Genomic DNA, 15,182 nt, shown 5'->3' with positions numbered 1-15,182 from the left:
GTTTTCGGCTAAAGGATAAACGCAAGGTGGCTACGCTTAGCATCCGGGAAATTGAGCAGCGCGTCACGCAGATCGCGGAGCAGGATGAGTTCGGCGATGATCTCTTCTTCGATCTCCTGCTCGCCTATGGTCGCGCGCAGTCTAATGTCACTCGCCTCCGCAATGGCAGCTACAACGCGGCGGAGGATCCTTCACGGGATTATGCCCAGAAGAACATCGTCTACTTCCGCCCGCTTGTCGACGCCGACCTACCTGCATAACCCGCTGGAGGCCATCATCGATGCCGTCGACAAGATCATCAACAGCGATATTGTGCACTACGTTTACGACGTCGCTGCGCAGCAGTTGGCACGTCGCGGTTTACGTGCTCGCCCCACCAACCACCAAACCAGGTAGAGCAGGGTCAGCAGAGAGATAACCACCGAGGCCACCATCCAGGGCTGCCACGGGCTGTAATAGGTTTGTGCCAGTGGTTGTTCCGGCATTTCTACGCGTTGGCCGCGCACCAGCAGCCGGTGGGTGTTCAGACCATAAGGTGTGCAGGTAACCAGCGTCATTTGGTCTTTGTCATCCTCTGCGCGCAGGTGCTCTACTTCATCGGGCAGCACGGTCTGAATCTGATCCACCTGGTAAGCCAGCTTCTGCCCCATCGATTCGACAGTGAAGATTTCGCCTTCGGCGACGCTGGTGAGGTTATCGAACATCGTCAGCGTCGCCATGCCAGTATGGCCGGTCAGCACGGAATGCGTTCCCAGGCCACCGACCGGTAAATCTGTGCCGTACAAGTGCCCGACGCCTGCGGCTAAGACATCAGTAGAAGTTCCATGGTAGACGGGCAAATCAACGCCCACCGATGGGATCTCGATGCGCGCCATGAGCCCGTCGACGTTGAGGTGGTTTTCGTAGTCGTGGTAGGCCGGCGAGTTGGTGTCCACGCCGTATTTCCACGGGTCGGAGACGGGAAAATCCACTAGCCCTTCGTTGTAGGCGTGGGCGTCGGCAAGCACGGGGTCTATGTATTCTGCGGGCAGCAGCGCTATGTTTTCGGAGTATTGCGCGGCGAGGTTGTGCTGTTCGACGTTTTTGTAGTGCGTCAGCACCACCGGCGATAGGAAAACCGCCAGCGCTAGCAGGAAGTACACGACCGAACGGTAGCGCCTGCACGGTTTTTGCCGCGTGCTGTGATTGGTGCGCATGCGCCCGGGCCTAGGCGATGGTTTCTAGCTCTGCGGCTTCGCGCTCTGCTGCCTTGCGTGCGGCGCGCTTCTTCCATTCGCGATAAGCAACGATTGCGAGCACCACCAGGATGATGAACAAATCAAGATACATCCACCAGCTCAGGTGCGGCATCCACGATGTGTGGGTTTCTTGGGTTTCGTCCATTGGTACGCGTTCGGCGTTGACTAGCAGCCGGTCTGTGTTAATCCCGTACGGGGTGCAGGTCACCAGCGTCAGCTTGTCTTTGTCGGATTCGTAGGTCACGGCCTCATAGTCATTCGGTCCGACGACTTCGCGTGCGTTGACCTGGTAGCGCAGCTTTTCGCCCATGATGTCGATGTAGACATCGGCGCCGTCTTTGATGCGCGGCAGGTTGTCGAACATGGTGGCGTTGACCATTCCCGTGTGCGCGGAGATCACGGAGTTGGTGCCCAGACCGCCGACGGGCAGCGAACTACCGAACATGTGTCCAGCACCTTCGTAAAGCACGTGATCCGCGGTTGTGTGATAAACCGGCAGGTCAACGTCGATCGACGGAATGGTGATACGCGCGATCACACCGTTAGTTTCGGGAGCGTTGAGCGTCGACATGTAATCGTCGAAGCCCGGCACACCTTCTTCTGGCGGCATGGCGTGGTGGCCTTGGCGCGCTAGGCGCTCGTTGTACTCGCGGGCTTCTTCGAGGTACTTGGCGACGCGCTCGCTTGGCTGGATCTTCTCAATGTTGTCGGAGTAGCTGCGTGCTTGCGCGTCTAGTTGATAGTCGTTGTAGATGGTCGCGAAAATTGGGTACAGCAGCACCGCGATGCCGAGGATGAGGTAGATGGCGCTGTTGGATTTTTTGCGCTTCGTGTGCCGCGCACTCTGCTGCTGGCGCGGCTGCCCACCGCCGGAGGGCTGCTGTGCAAGGAGGGTCATTTAGTTTTCCTCTTTATCATCACGAAGGTACCGCCACAATCCGTACAGCAATGCTAACAGGCCAAGGCCCAAAATCCAGACCATGGTTTGCACTCCGGTGTTTGGCAGCATCTGGTCGATGAGTTTGCTCAGACGTGTTGCGCTGTACTTGGCTTCTTTTTCTACGGTTTCGTGCCCCTCGCGTTGGTAGCTTACGTAGAATTCACGAGTCGAACTGTCTTCCGGGTAGCTATAAGCTTCACCTGCTTCGGCTTCAATAGGTACCGCGAAGGTGCAGTCCAGGCTGTCCCCCGGTGCCAGAACCTGACTGTCGGTTGCGCCGTTCTCTGGGGCGGATTGGGCAACGTCAGGCTGGGGAGCATCGGGACGGTTAATTGTGCATTGCAATTCGTTGTAGATCTCGCCAAGATTCCCATCAGCGGGCACAACCACCTGCGTGCCGCCGCTAACCTGGAAGTTCTCAATCACACCACCAATTGTCAGTGTCTTGCCTGCCAGGGTTGCATCGCTCATGTGGAAGCGTTCGTGAACAAGGGGCAACGGAAGGTCGCCGCTATTAGTGATTCCTAGGCGCATCGGCATCACGGTTGCGTCACTCGGCAGCACGGCTCCGCCGGGGTTCAAGGCACCACGCGGATCAGAGACACCTTCGATGTATTTCGAGACCTCGAAATCCGCTTTACGATCGTCGACATAATTCGAGATCAAGGTTAGCGTTGGCAGTTCCGCTGCGCGGGTGCCTTCGGGTAGTGGGAAACGGAACTGGAAACTAAGCGCGACGCCGTTTTCGTCAGTTTCTGCCGGTGGCACTTGTTCACCATTGAGCTGCAATTCGCGTGAGATCACCGGCTTACCGCCGTCGTCAGTTGCGGTTAAAACACAATCGCGTCCCGCGGGAGCTCCGGAAATGTCGTGCCGTGTCTGATATTGCAGCTCAGCACCGTTGTTTGTGACGGGAAATTCGATCTGTTCGTTGAATGGTGTTCCCGGGCAGGTTAAATGGGACTTGATGATTTTTGTTTCACCAGGTTCCACAACGTTGACCGGGAACTCCCCTGATTTGATGTTGTTGTCAAGAAAGGCTGCTGTTTTTGCGTGCCGGTAGTTATTCGTCAGTGCAATGTCATAGTTGGTGGGTGTCCGGCTAGAAAAATCTCCGTTGACGTCAATCACTGCGAGGTTTAGCGGGTACTCATTTCCACGGAAACTGAACCAGAGATCGTTGTTGTCTTTTATGCTCAGATGCGGCGCACGAAACGGCTGGCCGCCTCGAAACTGATTGCCCTCGATAACAACGCCGGGAGTTACCGTTTGGCCTGGGACTTCTCGGTCAATCTCCGGAAGCATTTCCGAGAATTGACACTGCATACGTTCTGGAACGACGACACTTTGTTGTTCATCCCGCTTCAGTGAAACAGCTCCTTTAACCGGATACTCAGCATCGCTGACCAATTCAGACTCCGCAGCGTATGCATCGATGAATTCTTCATTCGAGTATGAAGTGGAAGTCGCTGCACGGTCCACACGACATGCGTAGCCTAGTTGGAATACTCGTTCAGCATCGCCAAAGCCGTTGTCAGGCCAGTCTGAGACGACCGCTTTACTGAAGTTGAGAGCTGCAGACCGAAAGCGTGGTTGCCAGTCCACCCGGCAATATATACCTCCAAATTGCTGATGCAAATTCGAAGGAATACGCAGCTCACTCACGCCAGTTTCGGGCTTATTATTTAGGGTGATGTTCGTTTTATTCGAGTGGTCATTGCCGAACGTCGGTGCCCGGAACTGCTCGCTGCCTGGCTGCGGATTCACCTCGTTTGGGTTTTCCCGCACTTGATGCACGGCCTCGCGAATGCGAACCTGTCCTGCCGAAGGAGTTCGACAGACCCATTCCGGCCGGTAACGCTTCATAGCTTGCACCGGATCTGAATTCTCTGCTTGCGAGCGATAGACAAGGGTTTTTCCGGTATTTTCCAGCTGGATCGGCTCGTTACTGCCTGGTGCTGTGTTCACTACACGCGGGGTTGGCAAGTAGCGCCCGAAATTGCCAAGCAATTGGTCCCTGCTGCTATTGCTCTCATTTTCGTAGGTGGCAGTCAGATTAAATCCCGTTCGGGCGCCTCCGCTTAGCCCAGCTTCCAAGCTAGTCAGGGCAGTATCATATTCACCAAGCATTGGGTGCTCTTGTGCCTTTGGATGAACATCTCCCCCCATTCGATCCAGCACCAAAGCAAAAGCTACAGCCTGTTCACCACCATTTCTAGGTAGGCCCATGGTGATTTCAAAACGGCTTGGCTTCTTCGCTGCCGCCACGAAGCTACCGCGGTGAGTGTGTGCGCGCGGCGCACAAATCAACGAATACAACTGGTTGTCATCGAGGTTGATATAACCTCTGCCTGTTAATGGACCTCTGAAATCTCGATCACAGGATCGATTGTGCCCAAACCGCGACGTGCCTAAGTTTTTTTGCAATGCTAGGACTTCGACATCTGATTGAAAACCCCAGTTTTCTTGGTTCGTAGTCGAGGTTTCTGCATCTGCAGCGGCCAGGAAAAATTCTGATTGCGCTACTTCCTGCCCGGTGGTTTTATCGACCAGTTTTATGTTAGTGATGCTAATTTTTGCGCGTTCGTCATTTCTACTCCGCTCTTTGCGGAAAGTCATCACATCATGAACGCCGTTTGGTTCGGTAATAAATACCCCTGTGCCATTACTTCTTTTGGGATTTGGATTACCAAAGAATGCTTCCTCGTACGTCGAATTAGAGAAGCGTTCGATTGGCCTATCGATGTGAATGTTGTACCGAAGCTCGTAGTTGCCGAGCGTAATTGGTTCACCGGATGCCAGTTTGTCAGCGGGAAGCCAGCACAGCGAATCGGCTAAACGACCTGCCGCATTGCTGTCGTTGCCTGGGCCGCGACCACGATAGGTGCATCCTTCGAGAAGGTTAGTTGGTGCTGGGGCATCAAACCCAGGCTCTTGAGCTTGCGCTGCTGGAACATTCACGGTGTGTAGCCCTATTACGGGTGCCGCGAGCAATGTCATTATGAGAACTAAGACGGACACAAAAGAAAGCGAACGGCGGGAAAAAGAGTACATTTCGATCCTATGAATGCCCAAGGGTGCAACGCAGCAGAATGTTTAGACAAGATTGGCGGGAGACTTTCTCAGCCACCCGCCAATGTTGTGTGGCTCCGCGTGGAAGCCATGTGCAATGGTTAAAGCTTACGCGGCAGCTCGACCATCTTTACGGCTGGTGTAGAAACCACGTGCCAGAAGTCCCAAACCAACCAAGAACACGAGGATGATGCCCCATGCACCGGTAGCTGGAAGCGAGCTAAGGAAGTTATCGCGCTGGTTTTCGACGCGTACGCTCAGCAGCTTCGCCTCATCATCTGCGCCCGTCAGCTCGACTTCATGGATTTCTGGGTTTCGAACAAATCCAGTCGGCGCCTTCGTTTCGAGCACGCAGTAGTTGTACTGCTGTGCAGCTGTGCTCCCGGCTGCAAAAGTACTGACCGGGACTCCGTACCCGCGGAAAATACCTTCGCGGTTATTTTCATCGCTTTTCACCGTAGTCAGGGTTGCCGCGTTGTCTGCGTGCGAAAAATTTGGATCAATTTCCGGGGTCGTCGCAACCGGAATCGGGTCACCAAGCAATTCTCCAGCTTCACAGCGGTACAAGTTAAACTCAGCACCAGAAAGATCTACGTCGCCCTCTTGATCATCCGTGTACTTGGTAATCGTCAGATTGGCGTATTCCGTCTGCGTCGGACGCTTATTCTCTGGGGTGTCACCACTGTCAGTAGTGATCGTGACATCATTCGGATACTCCACCTCAGCGGTGTTAGTAATAGACTCGCCTGGTCCAGGCAAAGAAACAACTTTAGCGTAAAACTCCACATGAACCTGCAGGTTCGGCTGCCCATTGCGCTGCTCCGCGAGTTTCGAAAGGCCCTGCTCAGTGAATTCCACAACGAGGGTGTTGTTCTCAGTCCTTAGAGTATAATCATCCGTTGCCATCTCGGTCGGTGTACCGTTCCCCGCAGAAAAAGACACCTTCGGGGCCGGCCCACCATCGCCGTTACCGGTCACCAGTGATAGCTGCGGTTTGAGCTGGTCAGTAATCTTAAGCTTAGACAGATCACCAGCTGGGATCGGCGTATTGATGGTGTATTTCATGTTGCTGCCCAAAGTTGCACCCTGCGCATCAACTTGTTTGTTTGGACGGAGTTCCTGGTTTTTCGGGTAAACAGTACGAGTATATTCCCACTTACCTGTGTTGCCATCAGAATATGGTAAAGAGACCAAAAACGGTGCAGAGGCCGAATACCCATCACGCGGCAACTCGGTTACATAGTAAACCCCCACCGGCAGTTCGGAGAATATCGCTTCACCTTGCGCGTTAGTTGTCACTGGAGTCGGATACGGCTGATCATTGTGACGCTCTTCGCCGGCGACTTCCCCAGGGTTTTTCACCAGTGAATTAAGCTTCCTCCAACCTTCTTGTTGGGTAAGATCGAGCGCGAGTCGTTCAATCTTAAACTGCGCTCCCTCAAGCCAATTTGCATCCCCGGTAGGTGCTCCACTGTGCGTTTGTCCGTCCTGTAGCTGTGGATCACCAAGTATTTTCTTAATTGTCAACGTTCCAGTCTCAGCTGCATCAACAAGGTCCGTCTCGTCCAACTCCGGTGCCGCAAGGTCAGCACCAGCCGGGGCAGGAGCACCATATGGGCGATCAACAGCGCCAGCAGCGGCTCCATCTTCAGTGACTGCAGCATCCCCATCCTGGGCAAACGATATCGGCGCTGCTACTGCAGCACTACCGATGGCAAGTGTGCCAGCAGCACAGATTGCAATTACACGCGACTTGAATGAGACCATGATGTCCGTTCCTATGAGGTGACTAGTTACTCTGAGGCTGCCCAACCATCACCGACCGAGATGATTTCATTGTCGAAACCACAGGTTAGCGAGAACCCTTGCAGCGAACCCAGCTTAAATTAACAACTTTTTACGCTTGAAACAAGCTTCTCACAGCTTCAAATCCCTTCCTCCAAGGTCTGGCGACTGCCACCTAACCCAAAGGTATTCAAGAACACACAATCAACCCGGTCGGCAACCAGATCCTAGCGTCTAAACAGACACGTCCGAATACGGCATCAATTCTGCAACATAGGGGAACGCCACTTCCATCAACAGGAAAAACACCCCCACCGCTAGCAACACAGCGAGCAGAGTTTTCAGTACAACGCCACCCGGCAGCAAATTCCACAATCCGCGATACATAACTACCTCATATCCCTAGCTTTTCGACGAATTTCCGGGTTGCAGCACCCAAACTCCCAGTGCACCAACACTCCGGTACACCACCCAGAATTACCGAGCCAATTACACCACTTCAGCAAGCGCCCCTGGGCGCTGACCTTCGGCTTTCTCCAGCACTTCAACTTCCATCGCGTGCACGATCATGCGCTGCGAGTTCGAATACCACGGGTGGCACGTCGTCAACGTCGCCAGCGACTCACTCGGCTGCGGGGCTCCTTCCCTGCTGAAATCAACTCCCGGGATGGGTGCAATCACCCCAACATCGCCAGGGTGCGTAATGTGACGGCCTGAAATTCCAGCATAGTCGTCGGCAAGCTTGGCGCGTTGCTCCTCGCTAAAACACTCCGCCCCACCGTTGGCGCCTGCGTCAATTGGCAGCACCCGGTATGTAATCCACTGCGTAGCAGTCTCGACGACGATGGCATCGCAAGAATGCAGGTCTTCCAGGTGTATAAAGGGCGCTCCCTGCCCCATGCGGTGCCCGGCAATTGCAAAATTGCCGAGTTCCCCCGGCGCCTGCGTGTCCATATAATGCCCAGGCCCGGCGGCTAAAACGTCCTGCGAAGTCCCGGCTAGTACCGCGTACTGATAATCCGACCCCAACCGCGGAATATAGATGCGGCTAAACGCCTGCCCGCTATCCGGTTCCGGCACCCCCTCCCCAGTGCCACCGGCATCTGCTTTCTGCCAGCGCTGCTCCATGCGCTCATTCGCCTGCGCCTGCAATTGGCCAGATTTCATGTTCGTCCAATACACCTCATAGAACACGAACAAAACGATGAGCGCCCCGGCGGTCAGCAGGATCTCGCCCAACAACCGTCGAAGACTAAATTGAGCTTCCACGTTTATGCTTCCCGACGTCTTTGCATAGCCAACCCACCACCAATTACTAGCACAACACCAACAATGACAAAGACCCAAATACCGTGACCGCCGGTTTGTGGCATTTCACCACGGGTGATGTTGCCAATTTCCATGATCGCGCGTCCATTCTCTACCTTCGCAGCAAGCACAAACGGTGCCTCCGCTGTAGGTGGCACGTGAATGTCAAAACCATCTGAGTTTTCCTCACCATAGCTCAACCGAAAGCGAACTGGCGCAGGTAAAAGAGAATATGGTCGCGAATTCGCCCCTTGTACCTGCACTTCCACCAAGTAATAGACCCCGGGTGCTAGCTTTGCGGAGTCTCCATCACGGCTGCGCCATACTGGTTTATCCCAGTCTGGCTGGTCTGCGGGCTCCAATCCGGCTGCTCCGTCGGCGGGCTTGGATGCATACACAGCAAATTCAGCTCCGACCAGCACCGTTTTATTTACATCACCGCGTTCGTCGTAGTCAAAGGCTTGCACCTGCAGCGGAATTAGCGCGTAACTCAAAGTGAGCTCGAAATGCTGATCCATCTGCTCTTGCGACACATCGCGATCAGCGTTGAAGCTCAGTTCCACGCAAAAATGACGCTTTTCTTGCGAGTCCTGGGTTTGGTGCGTTGGCTGCTCTACCAGCGGTTGAAATTTACCCCTAGCATTCAGCCCGTCGATGGTAATTTTCAGCGGTACCGTAATTTGCTGTGCAGCCTCGTCGGATCCAAAACTCGCGGACTCTATACGACGAATTCCACCGCTGAGTCCGCCCCGTTGCTGCAATTGGAACCCTGTTATCGGAGCGCTTTCTTGTGCTTCGACGCATATTTGCCGACGCTGCTCTAGCAGTGTAGTAGCAAATTCCAACGCACCTGGGCCAAGCGGCGAGCGCGTATTCGGTTCTTTGAGGTTTCGTCCATGCTTGTTTCGCCCGTGTAAGACCATATCGACTTCTACTCGTGATCCCGCAGGCACGGTAAATTCGCGGTCTTCTTTGAAGTCAATACCACCCCATCCATTGCCCGGTTCTAATGCCTCTGCGTGGCCGTCGTTCGCGTTGATCCGCTTCGAATATCTCGTTTCGCCCCGCGGGCCGATGATGCGCAGCTCTGCGAGTTCCTGCCCACCATCGACGTCGAAGCCGTTTTGGTTTTGGAGCCGCGCAACGAACGGACCTTTGATCTTTGCTGCGCGTTCTATGGTGCGTCTCATTTGCACTCGTGAGGTCTCCAGGCGATCTTCGGGCTCGATAAGCGTGGTTAGTACACCATTTTCGGCTTGTGTGGTCCACTCTCTCGCATCGCCTGGATCGAAGATGTCATCGACCCACACGTTCATGGCGAAGGCGTCTGGTGGCACTTGGCCGCCACCGGATAGTGCTATGTCCTCGACGCGGAGCTCATCGTTGGAGCCTTCCCAGATATTGACGTTGCAGCGGGAAACGTCAAATTCGACGACTTTGTTGCCGAAACTCTGGGTTGTTACATTACTTCCGCGACACGTACTTCCGTTTTTAATGAAGCGCGCGTTCTTCACTTCGAGCGAACGCCGGTCTTGTCCGTCAGTCCGTGTGAATGTAATTCGAATGCGCTTTACTTTTAGATCTCTGTTAGCCTGCGGTCCCCGCACATAACTGGTTACTCCACCTCGGCGGCCACTATGAGAAAAACGCGCGGGCGCCATCGATAGTCGACGCTCACCGACGACGGGCGATGCGAACCATTGCAGTCCGCTGTCTACGTTGTCTTCAGCCGGTGCTCCTTCAATCCGGCTCTCGGTTTCGCCGAGCTCAGGCAGATCCGAGGGCGAAAACTCTAATTCTGAAGTTTCGTCTGGGCCTTCAATACCCAGGGTTGAGCTCTCGGGTGAGTGTATACCCCTATTTCCCTGCTTGTCTGGAGCAATGTCTGCCTCGGTCGATCCCTCAGCGTCAGGGAAAGTTGTTTGAACATTACGGATTTCGCGATGTGTTTCTAGGACGTCATACGCGTAACTTTGCTGGGGCACGAACAGTTGAGGCAGCCCAACAAACGCCGTAACCAAAGCTAACGTGGTCGCGATAGGCCGGCGCCGTTTCCTTGAAGTTAACTGCCTTGCAGTCTGCCCCATTGTTTATTGTCCATTCGCAGCTATTGGTTAAGGCCAGGAATTACTACTGCCTCGCAAAACTCAATTGTCCATAGCTTAGCCGATTACAGGCGCTTTAGTGCACCGAGTTGAAGTGTCTCAGGTTTTGTTCCGTTTTAGTAGATGGGAAAATCTTCGAACTTGCCCAAAAATTTGACCTGGATGCCAAAGACCGCGTCATTCGCTTGGTGGAGGGCCGAACTCTGGCAGAAAATGTTTCCATCCAGGAAGCGTGCAAGACCGCGGCACCGAAACTGGGTGTTTCGAGGCATACTGCCCGACAATGGACACAAGCAGCTCGTCACGAAGGATGTGGCGCTAATCCTGTGCCTGAAGATCTTTTTGCAGAGGTGGCCAAGCCGCACCGTGAAAACCAAGAGCTACACGATGCCAATGAGTTGTTGCAAGTTACCTCGGTTTTTCGCGTCATGACTCGACCCAAAATCTCGGTTATGATCCGATTCATCGATGAATACCGGGATCGTTTCTCAGTCGAGTTCATCTGTAAGACGTTGAAGAATATAACCGGGCTGGCGGGTTTATCACCTCGCGTGGTTACCGCCAATCCAAAGCCCGTGGGCTCAGCGCTCGTCGCCTTCGCGATGCTGTGCTGATTGAACGTATTAGTGCCGTTCATCAAGCTAATTACGATGTCTACGATGTGCGGAAATGTGGCAAGCTCTACGCCGTGATGGAATTGATATCGGTCGTGAACACACCGCCCGGCTGGTGTTTCTGGCACAGGCAAAGGCAGATCACCTATCACAACCCGAAAAGCTCACGTGCCTGATCTGCGCCCAGACTTGGTCGAGCGTGAATTCAAAACCCTGGGTTCGAACAAACTGCGGGCGGGGCGACATTACGTATGTGCGCACGAAGAAAAGCTTTGTGTACACCGCGTTTGTCACCGACGTTTACTCCCGGCGGATTGTTGGGTGGGCGTTATCAGATTCCATGCGCACTTCAGGCTTTGCCGCTGCAAGCTCTCAACCAGGTGACCCAAGTGTGCTGAAGAAACAACAGGTTTGGTGCACCATTGAAGATCACGGATCGCAGCATATCAGCGTGGTCTACAATCAGCGACTTTCCCAGCACGGGATCACTGCTTCCACCGGGACGGTTGGCGACTGATATGACAATGCTCTGGCTGAAAACGTGAACGGCCCCTCACAAGAGGTGAGCTAATCCATACTCGCAGGTGGGATGACGGTGTCGAGGTAGAAATCGCGACATTCGAGTGGGTGTCATGGTGGAACGAGACTAGGCTGCATCAAAGCTTGGGATACCGCATCCCTATCGAAGTGGAAACCGAGTTTTGGAAGCAGAACTCGCTCCAAACAATAATAGAAATCAAGGCAAATGCCTAGGAACAAAACCCGGGGCACTTCCGAAAGCCGGCCCCATAAGCCAACTCGACGTAGCACCCCTCATGCTCGACGAACTCAAACACCAAATACGAGAACTCAGCCACAAACTACGCCGAACACGACCACCACAACCAATAGGAGAGCCGCAAGAAGTCTGGCTCACGGCACGAACCATCTGCTACAAACTGAGACAGCAAGGCCACAACATCAGCCCAGAACTTCTGCGGAAATGGGCAGAAAGAGAGAAGATAAGCTCTCTGAGAGATTGCGATGGGAAGAAGAAATATCTACAACGTGAGGTGCTTTCTAATATCTTTGTTAGAAGAAACTCTGTTGGATGACTACTAAATTGCCGTCTAGCTGGGTAACATTCTTGTTATGCACACTCTCGCCAAGCCTCTGGAGCAAAACGCAAATATTCTACGTCTTCTGCGGTCTGAACTTGGCATTTCCCAGATTGAAAAAACTGATGAGCTCGTGCGAATGGGGGACCCACAGGCTGTAATTGATGAGTATATTCAAACAATCTTTGCATCAAAGGCATCCGAATACAGCGAAATTATTGACTGGCAAGCTCGAGGTTATAACTTGGTAAACATCCTCGAGGACGAATACCCAGTTATCCTCCGTGATGTACGAGAATCCCCGGCAATTCTCTACTGGCAAGGCGAACTTAAGCCCAAGGAGGTAGGAGTTAGCGTAGTCGGCTCCCGAGACGCCTCTCCCCAGGCCGTCCAAGCTTCCTTCCAACTAGCGCAGCGGCTCGCAACGCAGGGAATACCGGTCATCTCTGGGCTTGCGCGAGGTATAGATACAGCGGCCCACGAGGGTGCCCTCAGTGTGAACGGTCGAACTATCGCAATTATGGGAACCGGGCTGGATCGCACTTCCCCTGTAACTAACCGCAGTCTGCGTGACAGGATTCAAACTCATGGAGGACTAGTACTTTCCCAGTTTGAGCCTGACTCGCCAGTCAGAAGGTACAACTTCCCGATGCGAAATGCGGTTATGTCCGGCTATGGTTTGGCCACAGTTGTTATGGCGGCTACTGAGAAATCGGGCACTCGCCACCAAGTTAAGGCAGCGTTAAATCATGGTAGAAAAGTTATTTTTACAGGCACGGTTGCCAATAGTGTTGAGTGGGCGAGAAAGCTTGTAGATGAAAATAAGGCTATTCGTGTGACTTCTCTAACTGAAGCAGTAGACGCTTCTGTTGAAGTAACTCGCGGCTACGATGAGCAGACGAAGCTATTCTGATGGTCGCAGCGCACGTGTACCTGAATCGACAGGCGAATTACTTGGCCCCCGCTATCCACCTACCACATCTAACTTGTTTGAAATGTCGCGGTACTGTGAAGTCGGGATTTGCGAGGTGTTACAAATGCGAACGAGCCTACCCACCTAACGCATTCCCTGACGCGATGGGGTTCGGTATCTATGCCCAGGCCGGACAGCAGAGCGGGTCAGTTATGAGACGGTACAAGGGAGAGCAACCTGTACTTCTGCACCAAACCATCGTCTTGGCTCTTGCAATGATGGGGGTGAGGCAAGCTATGCAACGCTTTCCAATTGATGTGATTACATTCGTTCCCAGTCTCAGCGATCGGAAAGGGCCGCATCCCCTGGCGCGGATTATCAATCAGGCAGCTTCAAAGACGGGGTATAGGGGAAATGTTGAGGAGGCACTAAAGGCCGGGTCTGGCATGGACAATCCGAGAGGTTATGCTACGTCCAACTTTCAGACGCAGGAGACTGTCGTTCATGGAAAAAATATTCTACTCATTGATGATACCTGGGCATCCGGTGGACACTTTCTCTCTGCTACTGGTGCTTTGCGCCAAGGCGGAGCTCAAAGTGTGATCGGTCTTTCCTTGGCTCGTTGGCTCAAAGATGGCAATGAATATCGTGAGAATGACATTATGAAAACGGCGCTTAGTAAAAGAGTAAATTTCAAAAACTATTCTTTCTTTTAGACCTACTGTCACGCTGTGTGTTATAAATGACGCGACAACAACTTATACCCTGGCAAAAGCTGACGCTTTCGTCGTTTGAAGCGTCCTGGGTTCAGTTCCGCTTCTTTTACTACCCCGTATTGACGGGCTGGGTGAGATGGTACTCGATTTCTACTTCCTGCGGGGTGACGTAGTCCAATGCTTCGTGAAGGCACTTGGTATTCTGCCAATACACCCACCGCAAGGCCGCCAACTCAACTTCCCCCACCGACGTCCACAGGCCTTGGGGTAGATGAATTCAGCTTTGTAGAATCCATTGACCGCCTCCGCCAATGCGTTGTCATAAAAGTCGCCGACTGTTCCCACACTCGGGCGAATTCCAGACTCAGCTAAAGCCGTAGAATATTTCAACGACACGTACTGACTGCCCCGATCACCATGGTGAATCAACTGGGTGCCATGGATTCTTCCAGCAGTGGTTAAAGCCTGCCCGGTGCGTGCAAACGAAAGTTTCGCTGCACCAGGTCCGGGCAACAATCAGGTGTCTTTGGGCTTGGCCGTTGTTACCGGGTCTCGTCCACGTCTGCGACCGGAAACACCTGCTAGCTTCATCAACCGGGCAGTCTTATCGCAGCCAATATGAAAGCCTTCACGGTTCATAGCGTGCCACATTTTTCGAATACCATAGACCGAAAAACTCTCCGGATCTACACGCCAAACCTCTGGAATGAGCAGGCTATCGCTTAACACTTTCGCACTTGAGATACGTTAAGAGGCTTTCCGGTAGCCGCGTGAGGTGATAAATCCACGATCTGCCTGTCGAAGGACTCGGCAGATGGCCCCGGGCCCAGACTGATCTTTATTCGCGTCGATATAGGAGATCATGTGGTCTTAGGGTCGGTCGAGTTCCGCTGCGAAAAAGCCGAAGCAGTTTCGACAATCCCGTGTGCTCGTTTCAGTTCATGGTTCTCGCGGCGCAGACGCCCCAAGCTCTTCTTCCAATGTTTTACTATCCGGCGTTGCGTGGCCATCTCGTCTGAAGGCACTGTCGCGATACCACGCCGGCAAAGTATGGCGTGATACGCCGAAGAGCGCGCCGACCTGTTCTCAGGCGCACTGTAGTGAGCAGGACTCCAAGCAGACCATTTCAATGATCTGATGGACCGCCTTTTCCTTAAACTCGAAGGAATACTTTCTGGGCATAGTGCCTAATCCTTCCTTATCTGAGGTAGGAACTAAACCCAGGACGCTTCAGTAGTCCCTTAGTTTCGCTTTTGTCATCGTCCCATAGCTTGCTTGCCACCGATTCTAAGACGGCTCATTGCTCTATTTTCTCCCCCGCAGGCAGAGCGGCAGGGGCAACACTCAAACCACCTGGGCCTAAGACCTAGGGCTCTTCATGGCCTCGCGGCGAG

The 15,182-nt window shown here is 53.5% G+C and carries 12 protein-coding genes and 1 pseudogene; 6 read left to right on the top strand and 7 right to left on the bottom strand.

Going from position 1 to position 15,182, the window contains the following annotated elements; genetic code table 11:
* The first annotated feature begins 26 nt into the window (after positions 1–26).
* Complete coding sequence (locus tag HMPREF1292_RS06010; RefSeq protein ID WP_023019159.1) at positions 27–260, top strand: hypothetical protein; 234 nt, start codon at positions 27–29, stop codon at positions 258–260.
* Positions 261–323: 63 nt separating this feature from the next.
* Here HMPREF1292_RS06010 and HMPREF1292_RS06005 read toward each other — a convergent pair whose 3' ends face one another.
* From HMPREF1292_RS06005 to HMPREF1292_RS10855, 6 genes are all read right to left on the bottom strand, one after another.
* A complete protein-coding gene (locus HMPREF1292_RS06005) occupies positions 324–1,196 on the bottom strand; it encodes a class C sortase (RefSeq protein WP_023019157.1) in 873 nt (290 codons plus the stop codon).
* 10 nt (positions 1,197–1,206) lie between these two features.
* The gene (locus tag HMPREF1292_RS06000) at positions 1,207–2,136 is read right to left on the bottom strand and encodes a class C sortase (RefSeq protein ID WP_023019156.1); all 930 of its coding nucleotides are present in this window, start codon (positions 2,134–2,136) and stop codon (positions 1,207–1,209) included.
* Positions 2,137–5,178: a hypothetical protein gene (locus HMPREF1292_RS05995; RefSeq protein WP_156912292.1), complete on the bottom strand. Its 3,042-nt coding sequence runs from the start codon at positions 5,176–5,178 to the stop codon at positions 2,137–2,139. It lies immediately after the preceding gene.
* Between the two features lie 180 nt (positions 5,179–5,358).
* Positions 5,359–7,017, bottom strand: a complete 1,659-nt coding sequence (locus tag HMPREF1292_RS05990; RefSeq protein WP_023019154.1) for a SpaH/EbpB family LPXTG-anchored major pilin — start codon at positions 7,015–7,017, stop codon at positions 5,359–5,361.
* Between the two features lie 507 nt (positions 7,018–7,524).
* A complete protein-coding gene (locus HMPREF1292_RS05980; protein ID WP_023019152.1) occupies positions 7,525–8,304 on the bottom strand; it encodes a class E sortase in 780 nt (259 codons plus the stop codon).
* A gap of 2 nt (positions 8,305–8,306) precedes the next feature.
* The gene (locus tag HMPREF1292_RS10855; RefSeq protein ID WP_161970039.1) at positions 8,307–10,328 is read right to left on the bottom strand and encodes an LPXTG cell wall anchor domain-containing protein; all 2,022 of its coding nucleotides are present in this window, start codon (positions 10,326–10,328) and stop codon (positions 8,307–8,309) included.
* Between the two features lie 209 nt (positions 10,329–10,537).
* Here HMPREF1292_RS10855 and HMPREF1292_RS11395 point away from each other — a divergent pair, with 209 nt between their 5' ends.
* From HMPREF1292_RS11395 to HMPREF1292_RS11095, 5 genes are all read left to right on the top strand, one after another.
* Entirely contained in the window at positions 10,538–11,062 is a 525-nt protein-coding gene (locus HMPREF1292_RS11395) for a hypothetical protein (RefSeq protein WP_232218013.1), read from the top strand.
* A 253-nt stretch (positions 11,063–11,315) separates the two neighbouring features.
* Positions 11,316–11,579: a DDE-type integrase/transposase/recombinase gene (locus HMPREF1292_RS11260; protein ID WP_161970040.1), complete on the top strand. Its 264-nt coding sequence runs from the start codon at positions 11,316–11,318 to the stop codon at positions 11,577–11,579.
* A gap of 53 nt (positions 11,580–11,632) precedes the next feature.
* Positions 11,633–11,815 (top strand): integrase core domain-containing protein, encoded by a 183-nt coding sequence (locus HMPREF1292_RS11590; RefSeq protein WP_126850237.1) that lies wholly within the window; start codon positions 11,633–11,635, stop codon positions 11,813–11,815.
* Positions 11,816–12,193: 378 nt separating this feature from the next.
* The gene (locus HMPREF1292_RS05960; RefSeq protein ID WP_023019148.1) at positions 12,194–13,072 is read left to right on the top strand and encodes a DNA-processing protein DprA; all 879 of its coding nucleotides are present in this window, start codon (positions 12,194–12,196) and stop codon (positions 13,070–13,072) included.
* Between the two features lie 263 nt (positions 13,073–13,335).
* Entirely contained in the window at positions 13,336–13,788 is a 453-nt protein-coding gene (locus HMPREF1292_RS11095) for a hypothetical protein (protein ID WP_126850232.1), read from the top strand.
* Positions 13,789–13,897: 109 nt separating this feature from the next.
* Here HMPREF1292_RS11095 and HMPREF1292_RS11090 read toward each other — a convergent pair.
* Positions 13,898–14,970 (bottom strand): annotated as a pseudogene (locus tag HMPREF1292_RS11090) (IS3 family transposase).
* Between the last annotated feature and the right edge of the window lie 212 nt (positions 14,971–15,182).

Source organism: Corynebacterium sp. KPL1995, assembly GCF_000477935.1.
Classification (GTDB): Bacteria; Actinomycetota; Actinomycetes; order Mycobacteriales; family Mycobacteriaceae; genus Corynebacterium; species Corynebacterium pseudodiphtheriticum.
This window is presented reverse-complemented; position numbering and strand designations above follow the sequence as displayed.

What these genes read in the sequence shown, in the direction of transcription:
- HMPREF1292_RS06005 (WP_023019157.1), bottom strand. Translation starts at nt 1,196, where the DNA reads ATGCGCACCAATCACAGCACGCGGCAAAAACCGTGCAGGCGCTACCGT.
- HMPREF1292_RS06000 (WP_023019156.1), bottom strand. Translation starts at nt 2,136, where the DNA reads ATGACCCTCCTTGCACAGCAGCCCTCCGGCGGTGGGCAGCCGCGCCAG.
- HMPREF1292_RS05995 (WP_156912292.1), bottom strand. Translation starts at nt 5,178, where the DNA reads ATGACATTGCTCGCGGCACCCGTAATAGGGCTACACACCGTGAATGTT.
- HMPREF1292_RS05990 (WP_023019154.1), bottom strand. Translation starts at nt 7,017, where the DNA reads ATGGTCTCATTCAAGTCGCGTGTAATTGCAATCTGTGCTGCTGGCACA.
- HMPREF1292_RS05960 (WP_023019148.1), top strand. Translation starts at nt 12,194, where the DNA reads ATGCACACTCTCGCCAAGCCTCTGGAGCAAAACGCAAATATTCTACGT.